At 70.3% G+C, this 19993-nt stretch carries 17 protein-coding genes and 1 tRNA gene; 10 read left to right on the forward strand and 8 right to left on the reverse strand.

Annotated features, from left to right (window positions below; genetic code table 11):
• Positions 1–2: 2 nt before the first annotated feature.
• The 4 genes from J5Y10_RS09220 to recG all read right to left on the reverse strand — a co-directional run bounded on the left by J5Y10_RS09220 (position 3) and on the right by recG (position 5610).
• On the reverse strand, positions 3–1967 hold the full coding sequence (locus tag J5Y10_RS09220; protein WP_209372862.1) for a Gldg family protein: 1965 nt from the start codon (positions 1965–1967) through the stop codon (positions 3–5).
• Between the two features lie 4 nt (positions 1968–1971).
• Positions 1972–2703, reverse strand: coding sequence for an ABC transporter permease subunit (locus tag J5Y10_RS09225; protein WP_209372865.1), 732 nt, complete (start codon positions 2701–2703; stop codon positions 1972–1974).
• Positions 2703–3428 (reverse strand): ABC transporter ATP-binding protein, encoded by a 726-nt coding sequence (locus J5Y10_RS09230; protein ID WP_209372867.1) that lies wholly within the window; start codon positions 3426–3428, stop codon positions 2703–2705. The genes J5Y10_RS09225 and J5Y10_RS09230 overlap by 1 nt, the downstream gene beginning before the upstream one ends.
• 109 nt (positions 3429–3537) lie before the next feature.
• Positions 3538–5610 (reverse strand): ATP-dependent DNA helicase RecG, encoded by a 2073-nt coding sequence (gene recG / locus J5Y10_RS09235; protein ID WP_209372869.1) that lies wholly within the window; start codon positions 5608–5610, stop codon positions 3538–3540.
• Positions 5611–5668: 58 nt separating this feature from the next.
• On the opposite strand from recG, the gene J5Y10_RS09240 reads away from it, so the two are divergent.
• Both J5Y10_RS09240 and mfd read left to right on the forward strand, forming a co-directional pair.
• Complete coding sequence (locus J5Y10_RS09240; protein WP_245214460.1) at positions 5669–5989, forward strand: succinate dehydrogenase assembly factor 2; 321 nt, start codon at positions 5669–5671, stop codon at positions 5987–5989.
• Positions 5990–9460 (forward strand): transcription-repair coupling factor, encoded by a 3471-nt coding sequence (gene mfd, locus J5Y10_RS09245; protein WP_209372871.1) that lies wholly within the window; start codon positions 5990–5992, stop codon positions 9458–9460. It abuts the gene before it with no gap.
• A gap of 19 nt (positions 9461–9479) precedes the next feature.
• Here the strand turns inward: mfd and J5Y10_RS09250 are convergent, their stop codons facing one another.
• The 4 genes from J5Y10_RS09250 to J5Y10_RS09265 form a co-directional block, all read right to left on the reverse strand.
• Complete coding sequence (locus J5Y10_RS09250; protein WP_209372874.1) at positions 9480–10160, reverse strand: DUF1194 domain-containing protein; 681 nt, start codon at positions 10158–10160, stop codon at positions 9480–9482.
• Positions 10157–10807 carry a DsbA family oxidoreductase gene (locus tag J5Y10_RS09255; protein WP_209372876.1) on the reverse strand — a complete coding sequence of 217 codons (651 nt, stop codon included), beginning with the start codon at positions 10805–10807 and terminating at the stop codon, positions 10157–10159. Before J5Y10_RS09255 ends, J5Y10_RS09250 begins: the two co-directional genes overlap by 4 nt.
• Before the next feature lie 50 nt (positions 10808–10857).
• Positions 10858–11577: an endonuclease III domain-containing protein gene (locus tag J5Y10_RS09260; protein ID WP_209372878.1), complete on the reverse strand. Its 720-nt coding sequence runs from the start codon at positions 11575–11577 to the stop codon at positions 10858–10860.
• Between the two features lie 40 nt (positions 11578–11617).
• A tRNA-Ser gene (locus J5Y10_RS09265) sits at positions 11618–11707 on the reverse strand.
• Positions 11708–11897: 190 nt separating this feature from the next.
• On the opposite strand from J5Y10_RS09265, the gene J5Y10_RS09270 reads away from it, so the two are divergent.
• From J5Y10_RS09270 to J5Y10_RS09305, 8 genes are all read left to right on the forward strand, one after another.
• Complete coding sequence (locus J5Y10_RS09270; RefSeq protein WP_209372880.1) at positions 11898–12872, forward strand: lytic murein transglycosylase; 975 nt, start codon at positions 11898–11900, stop codon at positions 12870–12872.
• The gene (locus tag J5Y10_RS09275) at positions 12869–13780 is read left to right on the forward strand and encodes a septal ring lytic transglycosylase RlpA family protein (protein WP_342452879.1); all 912 of its coding nucleotides are present in this window, start codon (positions 12869–12871) and stop codon (positions 13778–13780) included. Before J5Y10_RS09270 ends, J5Y10_RS09275 begins: the two co-directional genes overlap by 4 nt.
• 131 nt (positions 13781–13911) lie before the next feature.
• Entirely contained in the window at positions 13912–15120 is a 1209-nt protein-coding gene (locus tag J5Y10_RS09280; RefSeq protein ID WP_209372882.1) for a D-alanyl-D-alanine carboxypeptidase family protein, read from the forward strand.
• Positions 15110–15754 carry a dTMP kinase gene (gene tmk, locus J5Y10_RS09285; RefSeq protein WP_342452880.1) on the forward strand — a complete coding sequence of 215 codons (645 nt, stop codon included), beginning with the start codon at positions 15110–15112 and terminating at the stop codon, positions 15752–15754. The genes J5Y10_RS09280 and tmk overlap by 11 nt, the downstream gene beginning before the upstream one ends.
• Positions 15751–16767 (forward strand): DNA polymerase III subunit delta', encoded by a 1017-nt coding sequence (locus tag J5Y10_RS09290; RefSeq protein WP_209372883.1) that lies wholly within the window; start codon positions 15751–15753, stop codon positions 16765–16767. Before tmk ends, J5Y10_RS09290 begins: the two co-directional genes overlap by 4 nt.
• A gap of 45 nt (positions 16768–16812) precedes the next feature.
• A complete protein-coding gene (metG, locus tag J5Y10_RS09295; RefSeq protein ID WP_209372884.1) occupies positions 16813–18366 on the forward strand; it encodes a methionine--tRNA ligase in 1554 nt (517 codons plus the stop codon).
• The gene (locus J5Y10_RS09300) at positions 18367–19140 is read left to right on the forward strand and encodes a TatD family hydrolase (protein ID WP_209372885.1); all 774 of its coding nucleotides are present in this window, start codon (positions 18367–18369) and stop codon (positions 19138–19140) included.
• A 13-nt stretch (positions 19141–19153) separates the two neighbouring features.
• On the forward strand, positions 19154–19939 hold the full coding sequence (locus J5Y10_RS09305) for an MBL fold metallo-hydrolase (RefSeq protein ID WP_209372886.1): 786 nt from the start codon (positions 19154–19156) through the stop codon (positions 19937–19939).
• The last annotated feature ends 54 nt before the right edge of the window (positions 19940–19993 follow it).

Raw genomic sequence — 19993 nt, forward strand, 5'->3', positions numbered from 1 at the left:
CGCTACCCCCGCGCCTCCGCCCGGCGCCGGGCGCGGATGACGGCCAGGCCGATCGCGAGAAGCGTAATCAGCGCGGGCACGAGGGCGATGTTGAGGATCCGGAGCCAGGTCTCCAGCCCCTCGATCCCCTGGCGCAGCTCCCGCTGGACGCCACGCAGCTGCTGGCGGGTGTTCAGGATCTCCGTCCGGGCAGCGTCGATTTCCGCGCGCTGTTCCGGGGTGATCACGGTGGCGGCGCTGGCCGCGGCGCTGCCATTCGCGCCGGCTGGGCCCTGCCGCAACTCGCGAAGCCGGCGCTCCGTCGCCTGCAGGCGCTCCGTCAGGCCGCGCTCGGTCTGGCGGTAGCGGGCATCAGCCTCCGAGCGCATGGAATCCACGAGGGTGAAGGGGCGCAGGCTCTCGCCGCGCGACCGGAGCGAGATGAGGCTGTCGCCGCCGGCCAGGGTATCGGCGAGGTTCGTCACCAGCGCGCCGTTGTCGGCGGTGGGGGTGGCGACCTGCTGGCCGTAGAAGTCCTGCACCCGGACCCAGAAGCGGTCCTCCAGGATATCCGTGTCGTTCCCCACCACGAGGTTGGCGGGGCTACCAGTCTGCATGACATGGGCCGGAAGGCCGGGGGCGCGCTGCACGCCTTCCGGCAGGGCGGGCGGGCCCTCCGGGAAGGCGGTGCGGAGCATGCCGCGGACGCGGGCGAGGAGGATGTGGCGGCCCCCGTCCGGCTTGAACTCGGAGAGGATGCGGGCGGGGTCCGGTGCCTGGCGCACGCGGGCGGCATCCACCAGCTGTGACTGGGGGGAGGTGCTGACGAGCGGCGTTAGCTCCACGGTCGCCCCCGCGCGCTTCCGTACCTCGCCTGCGCTGGCGAAGGTGACTCCGTTCAGCTCCGCCGCGGCCACGTCCGAGCGGTCGAGGCTGTCGCCCTGGGCGGTGAACCAGGCGAGGTAATCCACGGAGCCGACGCGGTCCGTCGGCGCGGCGCGGACGCGCCAGGCGCCGCGCTGGTCCAGCACCACCTTGTCCGAGGGCGCCTCGATCCCCCAGGCGTTGAAGAGGCGGTCCAGGCTGGAGCTTGTCGGACCCACGGGGCGGCCGGATGGATCGGGGCGGGAGGCCTGGCTCTCGCTGTGCGGGTCCGTCAGCGCCAGCAGCTTGCCGCCGCGCATGACGAACTGGTCGATGGCGTAGAGGGCCGTGACGGGAAGGTCCTGGGCATGGGCGACCATCAGGACCTGCACGTCTGAGGGGATGGACTGGGCGTCGGGCCCGACCTCCTTCACCGTGAAGAACTGGCGGAGCTGGGTCATCACCTGGAAGGGCTGACCGGCGCCGGGAACGCGCATCATCATCGCGCGCGGATCGCCGTTCAGCGGCAGGGAGGAGATGACGCCCAGAACGGGACGCGCGGGGTTGGACAGCTCGTGCACGAGCCGCGTCAGGTCGTATTCGAGGAAGCGCTCGCGGTCCGGCTGGAAAAAGGGAATGGTCCGCTCGTCATCCAGCAGGTTCGAGCCGGCGAGGCCGAAATAGACCTGCTCGCCCTCGTTATCGAGCGGTGCGGCCTGAAGGCCGAGGCCGAGGGCGCGGTCCTCGGTCTCCGAGAAGGGCTCCGGGTCCAGCATCTCCAACCGGACCTTGCCCCCGGAGAGGGCGGCGTATTCTCGCAGCATCTCCCTGACCCGGTCGGCATAGGCGCCGAAGACCGGGACGGCGGCGCCGAGGCGCCGGGAGTAGAAGAGTCGAAGGGTGATGGGATCTCGGAGGTTCGCAAGTTCCCGCCGCGTGCCGTCCGACAGCGTATAGAGGCGCTGCTCCGTCAGGTCGATGCGGGCGCCGGAGAGGTAGCGGTCTGCCAGCACGTTCACGCCGATGGCGAGCACCGCGGCGGCGGCGAGCGCGCCGAGGGCGATGGCGGTGCTGCGGCCGCGCGGCCTGGGGGCGCCGACCGGGGTGGTGGAGAGGTCGCTCACGGGATCAGTCCGCCTTGCGCAGGTCGACGGCGATAGCGTTGGCGAAGAGCCACACGCCGATAAAGCTGGTGAAGAACAGGATGTCGCGGAAGGCGATCACGCCGCGCGAGAAGGCGGCGAGCCGGTCCGTGACGGAGAGGCCGCGCGCCGCTTCCGCCATCCAGGGCAGGTTGCGGGAGAGGAATTCCGTGACGATGGGCGAGCCGGCGGCCGCAAAAAGGAAGCAGGCCGCGACAGCGAGCACGAAGGCGATGACCTGGTTCTTCGTCAGCGCAGAAATGGCGGCGCCGATCGCGAGATAGGCGCCGGCCACCAGCAGGCATCCCAGGTAGCCCGCGGCGATCACGCCGTTGTCGGGATCCCCCAGCACGTTGACCGTGATGATCAGCGGGAAGGTCAGGGCGAGCGCGATGGCGCAGAAGGCCCAGGCCGCGAGGAACTTGCCCACCACCGCCTGCCACTGCGCGATCGGCAGCGTGAGCAGCAGCTCGATCGTGCCGAGCCGACGCTCCTCCGCCCAGAGGCGCATGGTGATGGCGGGCACGAGGAAGAGGAAGAGCCAGGGCACGAAGGCGAAGAAGGGCTGCAGATCCGCCGTGCCGCGGGCGAAGAAGTTGCCGAGGGTGAAGGTGAGGGTGCCGGACATGACGAGGAAGATGACGATGAAGACGTAGGCTACCGGCGTGGCGAAGTAGGATGCCAGTTCCCGGCGGGCGACGGTGAGGACGGCGCCCATCACGCGGTCTCCTGGGTGAGTTCGCGGAAGACGGCGTCGAGGTCCGGGCCCCGGGCGGCCAGGGCGGCGGGGGTGGCGTCCGCCACGATGCGGCCGCGGGCGATGACGATGGCACGGGTGCAGACCGCGCCCACCTCCTCCAGGATGTGGGTGGAGATGAGAATCGCCTTCTCCGGCGCCATGCGGGCGATGAGGTTGCGGACCTCGTGCTTCTGGTTGGGATCCAGCCCGTCCGTTGGCTCGTCCAGAACGAGCACGGGCGGGTCATGCAGCAGGGCCTGGGCGAGGCCGACGCGGCGCTTGAAGCCCTTCGAGAGCGTCTCGATCGGCTGGAGGCGGACTTCCTCCAACTGGGTCATCCGCATGGCATCGTGCACGCGATCCCCCGCCTCCGTCCCGCGATAGCCCCGGGCGCGGGCGGTGAAGAGGAGGAAGCCGGTGACGGTCATCTCCGGGTAGGTCGGCGCGCCTTCCGGCAGGTAACCGAGGTGGCGGCGGGCCTGGACGGGGCGTTCCGTCACGTCATCGCCCATGATGCGGGCCGTGCCGATGGTCGGCGTCACGAAGCCGGCAAGCATCTTCATCGTCGTGGACTTGCCGGCGCCGTTGGGGCCGAGGAAGCCCAACACCTCGCCGGGATGGACAGTGAAGGAGATGTCGTCCACCGCCGTGAAGGCGCCGAAGCGCTTGGTCAGGCGGTCGATCTCTATATAAGGCGCGTCCACGGTCACGTCCCCCCAGGGCTGGAACCCTGCGGGGGACCGGGACGCCCCCGCGGCGCTGGGGTTACGGCGGGGCGGGAAGGGGCGCAAGACCCCGCCGCGCGACGGAAGGTTACCCGGCCGCGAGAGGCTTGAGGCTGAGGTCGTGGCCGAACAGGGCCAGCAGCGCCCGGGTAGCCCGGCCGCGATCGGTGCGGGACAGGTCGGGGTCCTTTTCCAGCAGCAACTCCGCCTCCTGGTGCGCCACCCGCACCAGCCCGCCGTGGCGCTGCGGGTCCGCGATCCGGCGGCCGATCTGCCCGGCCTGCCGGGTGCCGAGGGCATCGCCGCCACCGCGCTGGTCAAGGTCGGCGTCGGCAATAAGGAAGCCGTCCTCCGTGTCCCGGATCACCGAAAGGCGCCGCTTCTCACCCTCCAGCAGTTCCGCGGAGGGAAGGAGGAGGCAGTAGGATTGCGCGCTGCCTCGCCCGACCCGGCCGCGCAGCTGATGAAGGGCGGAGAGGCCGAAGCGCTCCGCCTGCTCGATGATCATGATCGTGGCCTCGGGCACGTCCACGCCCACCTCCACCACCGTTGTGGCCACCAGAAGCTGTGCCGTCCCGGCCGCGAACTCCGACAGGGCGGCTTCCCGCACCTCCAGGCTCTGTGCGCCGTGGGCTAGGCGCACCTTGTCGCCGAACACCTCCTTCAGGCTGGCGAAGGTGGTCTCGGCGGCCACGTTGTCATGCGCCTCGCCCTCCTCGATCGCACGGACGACCCAGTAGGCGCGGTCGCCCTTGGCGAAGGCGCGGCGCAGGGCGGCCAGCACCTCCTCCCTCCGGTCGCGGGAGACGATGCGGGTGACGATAGGCTTCCGGCCGGCCGGGCGGCCTTCCAGGCGCGAGACGGCCATCTCGCCCCATTGGGTGAGGAGGAGGGTGCGTGGGATGGGGGTGGCCGTCATGACCAGCACATCCGTCTCGGTGCCCTTCTCCGTGAGCATGAGTCGCTGGGCGACGCCGAAGCGGTGCTGCTCATCCACCACCACCAGGGCAAGGTCGCGGAACTGCACGCCCTCCTGGAACAGGGCATGTGTTCCGACGACCAGCGGAAGGGAGCCGTCGGCCAAGCGACGCAGCACCCGGCTGCGCTCCTTCCCCTTCACGCTGCCGGCCAGCAGGGCGCATTCCACCCCGGCCGCGCCGGCCAAGCGCTGGAAGGTGCGGAGGTGCTGGCGGGCCAGAATTTCCGTGGGTGCCATGATGGCGGCTTGGGCACCTGCCTCCACGGCGCGGAGCATGGCCATCAGCGCCACCAGCGTTTTGCCGCTGCCCACGTCGCCCTGGAGGAGGCGCAGCATCCGGCGCGGGGCGGCAAGATCGGCGTCGATCTCCGCGAGGGCATGGGCCTGGGCGTCCGTCGGCTCGTGGCCGAAGGCGGCCAGGGCTCGCGCCCGGAGGGTGCCGTCGCCCAGGAGGGGGCGGCCCGGGCGTTCCAGCACGGCGCGGCGGACAAGGCCGATGGCGATCTGCCCGGCCAGGAGCTCGTCATAGGCCAGGCGGTCCGTGATCTCGGGCGGAGGGACAGCCACCGGGGCCTGAAGGAGCCGCAAGGCCTGGGAAAAGCCCGGCCAGCGGCGGCGGCGGAGATGGGCGGGATCCTGCCATTCCGGCATCTCCGGCAGGCGGGCCAGGGCGCCGCCCATGGCCTTTGCCACGTCGCGCGCACCCAATCCCTTCACCAGCGGCCAGACTGGCTGCACGACGGGAATGGTGTCCGGGGGAGAGACGAACTCCGGCGCGTCCATCTGCCACTTGGCCCCGTAGCGGCGGACGCGGCCGGATACCGTGCGGGCGGCCCCTTCGGGGAAGGCGCGGTGCAGCCAGGGGCCCACCCACTTGGCACGCAGGAAATAGACGAGGTCCAGGAGGGCGCGCTCGCTGCTCGCCTTCACGACCCAGGGCTGGGACGGGTTCCGGGGCGCGATCACCTCCTCCACCAGCAGGGGAACGGTGGCGATGTCGCCATCGGCGGCATCCGCCAGCCGGATCACGCGGGAGCGGTCCATGTACCGCTCGGGCAGGTGCAGCAGCAGGTCCAGCACCCGCGGCCCGGCGGCATCCGCCAGGTGGCGCGCGCGCCCGGCAGCCTCGGGCAGGCTCTCGATCGGGTCGAAAAGGGGGGCGAGGGGGTCTTGGGCTGGCATGATTCGCGCTGGCGGCTATATGGCACGCCACGAACGAATGCCGAACGGGGCCCCGCCGATGGATAACGAACCGGACGAACTCTCCCCGCGCCGGCGGCGTTTGCTGTTTCGCGCCCGTCATCGGGGTACGAAGGAGACGGATCTGCTGGTCGGCGGGTTCGTGGGCGACCGGATCGAATCCTTCTCCGAACAGGAGCTGGACGAGGTCGAGGAGCTGCTGGAGCTGCAGGACGCGGACCTCACGGACTGGCTGACCGGCCGCCGCCCCGTACCGGCCGAGCTGCAGTCGCCGATGATGCTGCGCCTGATGGAGGCGAGCGCCGCCCCCGGCGCCGGGCTGCCCGAGGGCATGCGGAACCAGGGAACGCAGGATATCTGAATGGCCGGGCTGGAGGTTTATGGCGCCCCCGAGGGATACGACGGGCTCCTCGTCGCCCGTCGCCGGGCGGAGGAGGCGGGCGGGGTCCTGCATGTGTGCCGGGACGATGCTCGGATGCAGCGCATGGCGGAGGCCCTGGCCTTCCTGGCGCCCGATGTGGAGGTCCTGACCTTCCCGGCCTGGGATAGCCTTCCCTATGACCGCGTCTCCCCCAATCCGGAGATCACGGCGGAGCGGGTGGCGACGCTGACTCGGCTGATGGAGGCCCCGTCCCGCCCGCGCATCCTGCTGACCACGGTGAACGCGCTGGTGCAGAAGGTGCCCCCCCGCGCGGTGTTCCAGGGCGCGACGATGCGGATCGCCAAGGCCGGGCGCTGCGACCCGGAGAAGCTGACCGTTTTCCTGGAGGCGAATGGCTACGGGCGTGCCGGCACGGTGATGGAACCGGGCGAGTACGCGGTGCGCGGAGGCATCATCGACCTCTACCCGGCCGGGGAGCCGGACCCGGTCCGCCTGGACCTGTTCGGGGACGAGGTGGAGAGCCTGCGGCGCTTCGATCCGGGTACCCAGCGAAGCGGCGAGGCCCTGGACGAGCTCTGGCTCCGCCCGATGGGCGAGGTCTTCCTCGACCCGGACTCCATTACGCGCTTCCGCACGGAGTACCGGGATCTTTTCGGCCCGGCGGCGGGGGACGATCCGCTCTACGTCAGCATCTCCGCCGGCCAGCGGCACCCGGGCATGGAGCACTGGGCCGGGTTGTTCCATGAGAGCATGGAGACGCTGATCGACTATCTCGGCCCGGCCTCCACCAGCCTGGACCACCAGGCCGAGGACGCGCTGGACGCTCGGCTGGAGACGATCGAGGACCACTACGAGGCCCGCCGCCTTCCGCCGCGCGAGGGGGAGAGCCCCTACCGGCCCGCGCCGCCGCGCCGCCTGTACCTGGACCGCAAGGGCTGGGACCGGATGCTCTCCGGCGGGCCGGTGCTGCGCTTCAACCCCTTCGGCAAGTCCGACGGCGCCGAGGGGATCGAGGCCGGGGGTCGCCAAGGCCGCCTTTTCATCGAGGTGCGGCAGGCCGGCGGCAATGTCTTCGAGGCCTTCCACGAGCATGCCCGCGCAATGGCCGGGCAGGGGCGCCGAGTGGTTCTGGCGGGGTGGACCCGCGGGTCGCGGGAGCGACTGGGCAACCTGATGCGGGAGCACCAGATCCCCAACCAGCTCGTCGAGCACTGGCCGGAGGTGCAGAAGCTGCCACCGGGGGTGACCGGACTGGCGGTATGGGGGCTGGAGCGCGGCTTCATCGGGACGCCGGGCGCCGACGGCGAGCCTGGCATCTCCGTGACCGGCGAGCAGGACCTGCTGGGCGACCGCATCGCTCGCCCGCCGCGCCGCCGCAAGCGCGCGGACCAGTTCATCGCGGATGCGACCGAGATCGAGGAGGGCGACCTCGTCGTCCATATCGATCACGGCATCGGCCGCTACGATGGGCTGCAAACGCTGGATGCCGGCGGTGCGCCGCATGACTGCCTGCGGCTGATCTACGACGGTGGCGACAAGCTCTTCCTGCCCGTCGAGAACATCGAGGTCCTGACCCGCTTCGGCAGCGATGCCGCCGGGGTGGCGCTCGACAAGCTGGGCGGCGTCTCCTGGCAGAACCGCAAGGCCAAGGCGAAGTCGCGCATCCAGGACATGGCGGCGCAGCTGATACGCACCGCCGCGGAGCGTCAGACGCGGGAGGGCGTGATGGCCACCCCGCCCGAGGGCGCCTGGGACGAGTTCTGCGCCCGCTTCCCCTTCGCGGAGACCGACGACCAGCTCCGCGCCATTTCCGACGTGCTGGAGGACCTTTCCGCCGGCAAGCCGATGGATCGCCTCATCTGCGGCGATGTCGGCTTCGGCAAGACCGAGGTGGCGCTGCGCGCGGCTTTCGTGGTCGCGATGACCGGCGCGCAGGTGGCCGTGGTGGTGCCCACCACGCTCCTCTCCCGCCAGCACTTCCGCAACTTCGCCCGCCGCTTCGAGGGGCTGCCGGTGAAGGTGGCCCAGCTCTCGCGGATGGTGACGCCGAAGGAACAGGCATTGGTGAAGGCGGGGCTGAAGGACGGCACCATCAATATCGTCGTCGGCACCCATGCGCTGCTGGCCAAGGGGGTGGAGTTCGCGGATCTCGGCCTGGTCATCGTGGACGAGGAGCAGCACTTCGGCGTGGCGCACAAGGAGCGCTTGAAGTCGCTCAAGGCCGATGTGCACGTGCTGACGCTGACCGCGACGCCCATTCCGCGCACGCTTCAGCTCGCCCTCTCAGGCGTACGGGAGATGAGCGTGATCGCGACTCCCCCGGTGGACCGGCTGGCGGTGCGAACCTTCATCATGCCCTGGGATTCCGTGGTGATCCGGGAGGCGATCCAGCGTGAGCGCTTCCGCGGCGGGCAGGTGTTCTGCGTCGTGCCCCGGCTGGAGGACCTGCCGAAGGTCGCCACGCGGCTGGCCGAGATCGTGCCGGACGTGCGGATCGCCCAGGCCCATGGCCGGCTCTCCGCCACCGATCTCGAGAAGGTCATGACGGAGTTCGGCGACGGCAAGTACGACATCCTCCTCTCCACCAACATCGTGGAGAGCGGGCTGGACATGCCGGCGGTGAACACGCTGCTGATCCACCGCGCCGACATGTTCGGCCTGGCCGGGCTGTACCAGCTGCGCGGGCGCGTCGGGCGCGGGAAGCTGCGGGGCTACGCCTATTTCACCTGGCCGCAGTCGCACCGCCTTTCGGCCGCGGCGCAGAAGCGGTTGGAGGTGATGCAGACGCTGGACAACCTCGGCGCCGGCTTCACCCTCGCCTCCCACGACCTCGACATCCGCGGCGCGGGCAACCTGCTGGGTGACGAGCAATCCGGGCATGTGCGGGAGGTCGGGATCGAGCTCTACCAGCAGATGCTGGAGGACGCGGTGCAGGACATCCGCAACCGCCAGCGCGGGAAGGGCCATAAGGGCGAGGCGCCGGATCGGGAGTGGACGCCGAACATCAACCTCGGCCTTCCCGTGCTGATCCCCGAGGACTACGTGCGCGACCTCCCCGTGCGGCTGGGCCTCTACCGCCGCATCAGCGGGCTTGCGAACGAGGCGGAGATCGAGGCCATGGCGGCGGAGATGGCCGACCGCTTCGGGCCGGTTCCGGAGGAGGTGGAGAACTTGCTGCAGGTGGTCTCCATCAAGCGCATGTGCCGTGAGGCCGGGGTGGAGAAGCTGGATGCCGGGCCAAAGGGCATCGTCCTTTCCTTCCGTCGCAACCAGTTCGTGAACCCCGGTGGGTTGGCGAACTGGGTGGTGTCGCAGAAAGGCGCGGTGAAGCTGCGTCCGGACCACAAGCTGGCCGTGGTGCGGGAGATGCAGCTGCCGCAGCGCGTGAAGGTGGCGCGGGAAATCCTGCAGGCGCTGCTTCGGGTCGCGGGGGAGGCGAAGGCGGCCTGATCCCGGGCTCGCCTTTCCCTCAGGCGATTTCCCGAATGAGCTTCGCGCGCAGGGCGCGGGCGAAGTCGGCGCGGCTGTCGGCGGTCATGACGAAGGCGCCATCCCCGGCGATCACCGTTTCCTCGTAGGTCCGGGTCAGGCCGGGGCGCCCGCCCTCGATCGCCAGGGCGTTCACGGTGATGCCCTGCGCTGCGGCGGCCCGCCGGGCCACCTCGACGGGGTTGATGCTCCGCATGTCCGGCGCATCGCCGGAGAGGTCGATCACGCGATGCCGCGCCGGCCAGGGTGCAGCGGCGATGAGGGAGGCCGCATGATCCACCGCATCGCCGATCGCATTCCAGGACTGGCGGGAGCGGGGGGCCTCGATCACGGCACGGGCGAGGGCCTGCGCGTCGCTGCTTCCGGTGACCCTATGCCAGTCCACCACCGTTGCGGCGCCGCCCGGCGCGCCCCACTCAACCAGGGCGACGCCGATGGAGCCACGGGGGCCTGCGGTGATCGCGGAGAGGACGGCGGGGTGGGTGAGGGCCTCGGCGCAGCCCTCGCGCTGCAGGCGGAACTCGTCCGCGTCGATGCTGCCGGATGCGTCGATGGCGAGAACGAGGAGAAGGTCCACCGCCCCGCCCTGCTCCGCCCCTTGCGCCGCCGCCTGGCCCGCCGCGAGAGCGGGCGGGAGGAGGAGGGCGGCACGGCGCTTCACGCGACTTCCGCCAGGGCCACGTCCAGCAGCCGCTGCAGCACCTCCGGCTCCTGCGCGCCCGCGATGGCGTGGCGGCCGGCGATGACGAAGCAGGGGACGCCGTTGATGCCCAGGCGATGGGCGCGGAGGTTCTCGGCCCCTACCGCGTCTACCTCGACCTCCCCGGCCAGGAAGCGTCGGGTTCCCGCGCGGTCCAGCCCGGCGAGCGCGGCGATCCCGGCCAGCGTCGCGTGGTCGGCAATGTCCGCGCCCTCCGCAAAATGCGCGAGAAACAGCCGGTCCACCACTTCCTCCGCGACGCCGCGGCGGGCGGCCAGCCGGACCAGGCGGTGGGCGTCCAGGGATGGCGGAGTGCGGTGGATCAGGTCGAAGCGGAAGGGCACGCCCTCAGCCCGGCCCATATCCGTCAGCGTCTGGTGCAGCCGGCGGGTCCGGTCCGCGCCCCCGGGGCGGCGGGCAAAGGGGTCGCGGCCCGCTGGCTGCTCCGGGTTGAGGAGGAAGGGGCGCCACATCAGGTCCACCACCAGTTCCGGCCGGGCGCGGAGGGCGCGGCGGAGGCGGCGTGTGCCGATGAAGCACCAGGGGCAGACGAGGTCGAAGACGACCTCGACCGGAAGCCGGGCGCGGGGCGGGGTGAGCGCGTTCACGTTGCGATCCTAGCGCGCCGGCCGGGGAGCGGGCCAGCCATCCGCGATGGTCACCGCGCGGTCGTGACGCCGACCTGCCGGCACATGTCCAGCAGGAGACAGGTGGAGCAGTGCGGCCGCTCCCCCGTGCAGACGAACTTGCCGAAGGGGACCAGGCGCTCGTTGATCTCGATCCAATAGGGACGGGGGAGCACCTTCTCCAGCGCCGCCATGCTGCGTTCCGGCGTGGTGGTGGCGATGATGCCCCAGCGGTTGGCGATGCGGTGGACATGGATGTCCACGGCGATGACCGGGTGGTCGAAGGCGACGCCGAGGGTGAGGGCGGCGATCTTCGGGCCGACGCCGCGGAAGGCGGTCAGGCCCTCCATCGTGTCCGGCACGGCACCACCCAGCTCGTCCTCGATGCGGCGGGAGAGGGCGAGGATGTCGCGGGCCTTGGGTTTGGGAAAGGTGGCGCCGTGGAGGAGCTCGACCAGGGTCTCCTCCTCCAGCGCGGCCATCTGCGTGGGGGTGCGGGCGACCTCGAACAGACGAAGGCAGACCTGCATGGTCGTCTCGTCCCTGGTGCGGGCTGAGATGAGGCTTGAGACGAGCTGCTCGAAGGGGGAGCCGTAGCCCCGGTCGCGCAGATCGAACATCGCGGCTTTGGGCCGGTCCGCGAGCATGGTGCGCAGCCGGCGGAAGGCCTCGTCGAAATCGAAGGGGGCCTTGTCCGGGCGATCCCTCGCCGGGGCAGGAACGGTTTTGGCCTGGGGAACGGCATGCGGCATGCCCGAAGAACGCGCGGTGCCGCGCCGGGCTGCTGTAGGATGGCGGACAGGGTGGGATTCGAACCCACGGTGGGGTTGCCCCCACGCCGGTTTTCAAGACCGGAGCAATCGACCGCTCTGCCACCTGTCCGGGCCGCCCCACCGGTTACACCGGGCGGTGCCGCAGGGGAACCGGGCCGGTGCAATGGCAGTCATATCGGCGGGCTGCACCGCCAGAAGCGCGACGGCGGCGGCTGCCGGAATGCCAACCACGGCAGCGTCATCGGCCAGGTGTCGCTCCGCCGTTGCCCCGGGCTGCAAGAAATGCCACCTAGCCGCGCATGAACCGCCCCGGCCGCCGGTCCGTCCTCGCCCTTCCCCTCCTCGCCCTCGCCGCACCGGCCCGGGCGCAGCAGATGAGCTGGGATAGCTTCCTCGACGGGCTACGCGCCGATGCGCGACGGGCCGGGATTTCAAGCGGCACGGTCCAGCGGGCGCTCGGCAACATCCAGCCGCTCGACCGGGTGATCGAGCTGGACCGGCGCCAGCCCGAGGGCACGATGACCTGGGATCGGTACCGGGAGCTGATCGTTTCCCAGACTCGGATCGACAACGGGCGCCGGGCCTTCGCCGAGAACCGCGCCCTGCTGCAGTCCCTTGAAGACCGGTTCCGCGTCCCGGCCCGGGTGATGGTCGCCATCTGGGGGATGGAGACGAGCTACGGCACGAATATGGGCAGCTTCAACGTGGTGAACGCCCTGGCGACCCTGGTGTGGGAGGGGCGGCGGGAGCGGACCATGCGGCCCCAGCTGATGGCCGCCCTGCGCATCATCGATGCCGGGAACATCGCGGCGGAGGGCATGCGCGGCTCCTGGTCCGGCGCCATGGGGCATCCGCAGTTCATGCCGCAGAGCTACGAGCAATATGCCGTGGACGCGGATGGCGACGGGCGGAAGGACATCTGGAACAGCAAGGCGGACGCGCTCGGCTCGATCGGCAACTACCTCTCCCGCTTCGGCTGGCGAATGGAGGAGCGCTGGGGGCGTGAGGTGACCTTGCCTGCCGGCTTCGATCCCTACGGCGCATCCCCCGACCGTTCACAGCCGCTGCGGGACTGGGCGAGACAGGGGCTGACCTATGCGGATGGCTCGGCCATCCCGCCCAGCGACATGACCGCGGCCGTGGTGGTGCCCGGCGCGAACAACGGCAGCCAGCAGGCCTTCCTGGTGTACCGGAACTGGAGCGTGATCCGGCGCTACAACAACAGCGTCTACTACGCGACGGCGGTGGGCATGCTCTCCGACCGGGTGGCGTGATCCGCTTCCGGCTTCCCCTCGCGCTGCTGGTCGTCGCCCCAGCCCTCCTCACGGGGTGCTGGAAGGCGGAGGTGCCGCCGCCCCCGGCCGCGGAGGCGCGCTACACGGTGGGCGAGCCCTATCGGCTGGGGAACCTGTGGTTCTACCCGCGCGAGGATTTCGGGCTGGTGGAGACGGGGCTGGCGAGCGTTGCGGGGGATGCCCGGGCCGGGAGGCGCACGGCCGACGGCGAGGTCTACGACCCCGCGGCCTTGAGCGCGGCGCACCGCACCCTCCAGCTTCCGGCGATCGTCACGGTGACGAACCTGGAGAACGGGCGCAGCCTGGCCGTGCGGGTGAACGACCGGGGGCCAGTGGATCCGGGCCGGGCGGTGGAACTCTCCCGCCGCGCCGCCGAGCTTCTGGGGATCGCCCCCGGGCGGCCCGCGCAGGTGCGGCTGGCGGTGGACGGGAATCTCTCCCGCGCCCTCTCCTCGGGGCTGCCGGCGCCGGAGGGGAGCCGGCCGACCATTGCGGCCGCACCGACGGCGGCGGTGGAGCGCGAGGCCCTGGCCCCGATTGCCGGCGCGCGGCAGGCGGACCGGGTGCGCGAGGGGCGCGGGCCGCTGGTGGAGGCCGCGGCGGGGACGGAGCGGGGATCGGCGCCGGTGGTGCTGGACGGGCGCGTGGAACAGGGGCCGGCCTCGCCGGGGGTGCTTTACGTGCAGGGCAGCAGCTTCACCAACCGGGCAGCGGCCGGGCGCCAGGCCGCAAGGATGGGCGGGGCGCGGGTGGAGCCTTTCGGGACGGCGCGGCAGCAGGAATGGCGTGTCAGGCTCGGTCCCTTCTCCACCCCCGCCGAGGCGGACCAGGCGCTGGAGGCGGCGTTGCGGGGCGGCGTGACCGAAGCAAGGATCGTGGTGGACTGAGCGGCGCGGGGTGCCTTTCGGGCGCCCTTGATAAAATGGATGAGGACTGGCCGCTTTTCCTTTAGGGAATCGGGGTCTAGCAGGGGGCGCCGCGCCGGTTCGGGCGCGCCGCGGAAACGGGGGGCATGGGGATGCCGAAGCGTCGGAACGTGATCGGGGCAGCGGCGCTGCTCGGTCTTCTGGGCAGCGAGGCGCGGGCGCAGGCGCGGAATGCGCCCGCGCGGGGATCGCGCGCGCCAGCGGGGCCGGTGGGCACGCCCGCCAGTACCCCGCTCGGGCCGGTGGATACGCTGGGCCGGCAGGTGCTGATCATCGATGCCGATACGGGTGCGACGCTGCTGGAGAAGGCGGCGGACGAGCGGATGACGCCGTCCTCCATGTCCAAGCTGATGACGGCCTACATCGTCTTTGACCTGCTGAAGCAGGGCCGCTTGAAGATGGACCAGGAACTCCCGGTCTCCGAGCGCGCCTGGCGCATGGGCGGCAGCAAGATGTTCGTGCAGCTGAACACCTCGGTGAAGGTGGACGACCTGCTGCACGGGGTCATCATCCAGTCCGGCAACGACGCCTGCGTTGTGCTGGCCGAGGGGATTTCCGGCAGCGAGACGCAGTTCGCGGAGCTGATGAACGACTACGCCAAGCGACTGGGGCTGAGTGGCAGCAACTTCCGCAATGCGACGGGCTGGCCTGACCCGGAGCACAAAATGACCTGCCGCGACCTGGCCTCGCTGGCCGCGCACATCATCAACGACTTCCCCGATTACTTTCCGATCTATAGCCAGCGCTCCTTCAAGTGGAACGACATCAACCAGGAGAACCGCAACCCGCTGCTCGGCCGCGTTGCCGGGGCGGACGGGATGAAGACGGGGCATACCGAGGAGGCCGGCTACGGCCTGGTAGGCACGGTGAAGCGCGGCGAGCGGCGGCTGATCCTAGTGATCAACGGCCTGCCCAGCATGGCGTCGCGCCGCGAGGAGGCGGAGCGGCTGATGGAGTGGGGGTTCCGCGAGTTTGAGAACGTCTCCCTCTTCCGCGCCTCCGACACGATCGAGGAGGCCCCGGTCTATCTCGGCGAGCAGCTGAAGGTGCCGCTGGTCGGTGGGCGCGACGTGCTGCTGACCCTGCCGCGGCAGTGGCGGCGCAACCTGCAGGTCAAGGTCCGCTACGACAGTCCCGTGCCCGCGCCCGTGGCGAAGGGGCAGGAGTTGGGGCGGCTGGAGGTCTCCGGCGCGGGCGTGCCGCCGATGACCGTGCCGCTGCTGGCCGGCGCGGATGTGGCGAAGCTGGGGCTGATCCCGCGCATCCCGGCAGTGGTCGGGCGGATGATCAGTGGCGCCTGAGGCGCCGCCTCTGCCGGGCCGGTTCATCACGTTGGAGGGTGGGGAAGGGGCGGGGAAGACCACCCTGTCCCGGTCGCTCGCCGCCGCGCTGGCCGAGGTCGGCCTCCCCGTGCTGCGGACCCGCGAGCCCGGCGGTGCGCCGGGGGCGGAGGCTGTGCGCGGTCTGATCCTCGGGCAGGGGCCATGGGATCCGGTGGCCGAGGCCATGCTGCACTTCGCAGCACGCAGGGAGCACGTGGCGCGAACGATCCGGCCCGCGCTCGAGGCGGGAATATGGGTGGTCTGCGACCGCTTCGCCGACAGCACGCTGGCCTATCAGGGCGCGGGGCAGGGGCTCTCGCACGAGGTGTGGGAGCGTCTCTGCGAGCTCGCGCTGGGTGCGCTGCGACCTGAGCTGACGCTCGTGCTGGACCTGCCTCCGGAGCGCGGCATGGACCGCGCAATGAGCCGGGGTGATGCGAATCGCTACGAGATGCAGGGCTCCGACTTCCACGCACGGGTCCGGGCGGGGTTCCTCGCCATCGCGGCCGAGGAGCCCGGGCGTTGCGCCGTCCTGGACGCCGCGGCTTCCGCCGATGCTGTCCTAGCGGCCGCGCTAGGGGCCACGCGCGAGCGGCTGGCGGCCCCTGTATGAGCTCCCCGCCCGAGCCCCGGTCGAACCCGGACCTGTTCGGGCACGACCATGCCGCGGCCGCGCTTCGGGAATCGGCGCTCTCCGGGCGGATGCATCATGGCTGGATGCTGACGGGGCCGCAGGGCGTGGGGAAGGCGACCCTGGCCTGGCGCTATGCCCGTTGGATGCTGGCTGGCATGCCGGAGGCCCCGATCCCGGGTGAGGCGCCACTCTTCGTACCGGCCGCGGCCCCTCTTTTCGCTCGTGTGGCAGCAGGAGCGCATGCTGACCTGCGCTCCCTTTCGCCGAACACGGGGGAGAAAGGGAAAAAGGTCCTTATTCGCGTGGAGGAGGTGCGGGAGCTGACGCGCTTCCTTGCCATGACGCCCGCCGAGGGAGGGTGGCGCGTGGTGGTCATCGAGGACATGGAGGCGATGAACGAGCAGGCGCAGAACGCGCTTCTCAAGACGCTGGAGGAACCACCGCCGCGCGCCGTGCTGGTGCTGACGGCCTCGGCGCCCGACCGTCTGCTGCCGACCATCCGCAGCCGAGTGCGGAGGCTGGACCTGTTCCCGCTGGAAGCCCCGGCGATGGACTCCGTGCTCTCCCGCTGGCTGCCTGACATGTCCGGCGATGACCGGAGTGCCCTGGCGCGGCTGGCGGCGGGAAGCCCGGGCCGGGCACTGCTTCTCGCCGAGGGGGAAGGATTGTCCATGGCGCGGGAGGTGGAAGGATTCCTCGCCCGCCTACCGCGGCCGGAGCCGAGGGAGTTGCACGCCCTTGCGGACCGGCTGACGTCGAAACGGGACGGGAGCGCCTTCCTGACCTTCTTCGCCCTGCTGCGGGACGCGATCGCGGGCGCGCTGCGCCGGGCGGCACGCGGGGAGAGCGCTGCGCCCTGGTTGGCCGGGCGCGGCCTTGCCGAGTGGGCGGGGCTGTGGGACATGCTCGGCCGGCTGGCCGACGAGACCGATACGCTCAACCTGGACCGCAGGCAGGCGGTGCTGACCGGTCTCTCGCGGCTCTCCGTTTAGCGGGGGCCGGATCGCGCCGGCGGGTATCAGGCGCGGGATCCGACGATGAGCGAGGCTTGGGCTGACAGCGGGAAGCGGTTCTTCCTGACGACGCCGATCTACTACCTGAACGGCCAGCCCCATATCGGCCACGCCTATACCTCCATCGCCGCCGACGTGCTGGCGCGGTGGAAGCGGCTGGCGGGGCACAAGGTTTTCTTCCTGACCGGCACGGACGAGCATGGGCAGAAGGTGGCGCAGGCCGCCGCGGCCGCCGGCGTGTCCCCGCAGGAATTCACGGACAACCTGGCCGCAGACTTCCGCGGGATGGCCGAGAAGATCGGCATCTCCTTCGACGACTTCATCCGCACGACGGAGGGGCGGCACAAGGCGGCCTGCCAGGCGCTGTGGCAGCGGCTGGCGGATGCCGGGCAGATCTACCTCGGCCATTACGAGGGCTGGTATGCCGTCCGCGACGAGGCCTTCTACGGTGAGGACGAGATCGAGGAACGCGACGGGAAGAAGGTGGCCATCGCCTCCGGCGCCCCCGTGGAGTGGACGCGCGAGCCCTCCTACTTCTTCCGACTCTCCGATTGGACGGACCGGTTGCTGGCCTTCTACGAGGCAAATCCCGACTTCATGGCGCCAGCGAGCACGCGGCGGGAAGTGACCTCCTTCGTCAAGGCGGGGCTGCAGGACCTTTCCATTTCCCGCACCTCCTTCACATGGGGTGTTCCGGTTCCCGGTGACCCGGCGCATGTGATGTATGTCTGGCTCGACGCGCTGACGAACTACATCACGGCCGCGGGGTACCCGGATACCTCATCCCCGAACTGGGATTTCTGGCCGGCGAACGTCCACATCGTCGGCAAGGAGATCACGCGCTTCCACTGCGTTTACTGGCCCGCTTTCCTTATGGCGGCTGGGCTGGAGCCGCCGCAACGGGTCTTCGCGAATGGGTGGCTGACGATCGAGGGGCAGAAGATGTCCAAGTCCCTCGGCAACGGGTTGGACCCGCTGGTGCTGGCCGAGGAGTTCGGGCTGGACCCGCTGCGCTATTACCTGCTGCGCGAGGTGCCATTCGGGAATGACGGCGACTTCTCCCGCCGTGCCGTGATCGGGCGGCTGAACAGCGAGCTGGCGAACGACCTGGGGAACCTGGCGAACCGCGTGCTCTCGCTGATCGCGAAGAACTGCGAGGGGCGGCTGCCCGCGTTGACGGAGCCGACCGAAGCGGACCGGGCTCTGCTGGGGCCCGTGGAGGCGCTGCCGGCGCTGGTGGACGACGCAATTTCCCGCCAAGCCTTCGGTGAGGCGCTCGAGCGGATCTGGACCGTGGTGCGGCTGGGCAATTCCTGGATCGACGGCCAGAAGCCCTGGGCCTTGCGGAAGACGGACGCGGACCGGATGGCGGCAGTGCTCCGGAGCCTGCACACGGCGCTGCGGACCCTGGCGACGGTGCTGCAGCCCTTCATGCCCGAGACGATGGCGGCGATGCTGGACCAGCTGGGAGTGGGGCAGGGGGCGCGGGCGCTCTCCGACCTGGCGACGCCGCTGGCCGACGGGACGGAACTGTCGGCACCGGTGCCGCTGTTCCGCAAGATCGAAGAGACGGCGTGAATGCTGGTCGATAGCCACTGCCACCTCGACTATTACGGCGAGGAGGAGATCGACGGCGTCGTCACTCGGGCCCTCGAGGCCGGGGTTGGGCGGATGGTGACGATCGGGACCAAGGTGGAGCAGGCTTCGGCAGTGAAGGCGCTGACGGAGCGGTTTCCGCAGGTCTGGGGCACGGTGGGGGTGCACCCGCTGAGCGCGGGCGAAGCGCCGATCCCGACGGTGGACGAGATTGTCGCCCTGGCGGACCATCCCCGGATTATCGGGATCGGGGAGTCGGGGCTGGACTATTTCTATGACAGCTCGCCGCATGATGTGCAGCGGGAGAGCTTTCGGCGGCATATCCGGGCCTGCCAGCGGACGGGCTTGCCGCTGGCGATCCATGCCCGGGATGCTGATGACGATATCGCAACGATATTGCAGGAGGAGCGTGAGGCGGGTGGGGCATTTTCGGCGCTGCTCCATTGTTTCTCCTCCACCAGAGCCCTGGCCGAGAGGGTGGTGGCCGATGGGGGATACGTCTCGCTCTCCGGCATTCTGACCTTCCCGAAAAGCCAGGAGCTTCGAGACATCGTGGCGGACCTGCCGGAAGACCGGCTACTGGTGGAGACGGACAGCCCATATCTCGCACCGGTGCCGAAGCGCGGGAAGCGCAACGAGCCGGCCTGGGTCGGCCACACGGCGGCCGTTCTGGCGAAGGTTCGGGGCTGGGACGTGGCCAAGACGATGGAGATCACCACCGGCAACTTCGAGCGGTTGTTTCAACGTTGTCGGTAGGGCGCTGTTTTTGTTGAAAGTCACAGTCCTCGGCTGCGGCGGCTCGGGCGGGGTGCCACTTCTGGGTGGGTCCGACGGCCGCGGTGCCTGGGGGGCTTGCGATCCCGCCGAGATCCGGAACCGGAGGACGCGCTCCAGCATCGTCGTGCAGGGGCCTGATGGTAAAACTCTTCTCGTTGATGCGGGGCCGGATCTTAGGGATCAGCTTCTTGCCTGCGGGATTAGCCGGGTCGATGCGGTACTGCTGACCCATCCGCACGCGGACCACGTGCTGGGACTTGATGAGCTCCGGATCATGAACCGGATTATGGGCCGTGCCCTGCCGCTCTATGCCACCGAGGAAACCTTGGTCGAGGTTATGCGGCGGTTCGACTACGCTTTCCGGGGGGTGACTCCCGGGTTTTTCCGGCCGGCGCTGGATCCGGTGCGGGTGCGGGCCGGTGACACGGTTGAGATCGCTGGCTTCCCGGTGCGGCTGTTCCGGCAAGATCACCGGGTCATGGATACGCTGGGGCTGCGGATCGGCGGGTTTGGCTACTCGACCGATGTGGTGGAAATGCCGGAGCCGGGGTTCGAGACTTTGGCCGGGGTTCGGGACTGGATCGTCGGCTGCTTCCAGCGCACGCCGCACCCCGTGCACGCGCACCTGGACAAGGCGGTGGACTGGTCCCGTCGGATCGGGGCATCGCGGACGATCCTGACCCATATGGGACCGGATCTGGACTGGGCGTGGATGCAGGCGAACCTGCCGGCCGGGATCGAGGCCGGGTATGACGGGATGGTGCTGGAGGCGGCGTGACATGGCTCCTGTATTTTACATAATCTACATTATGCACCCGATGGATCGGGTCTC

The sequence above is a fragment of the Roseomonas indoligenes genome, from assembly GCF_017813365.1.
Lineage (GTDB): Bacteria > Pseudomonadota > Alphaproteobacteria > Acetobacterales > Acetobacteraceae > Roseomonas > Roseomonas indoligenes.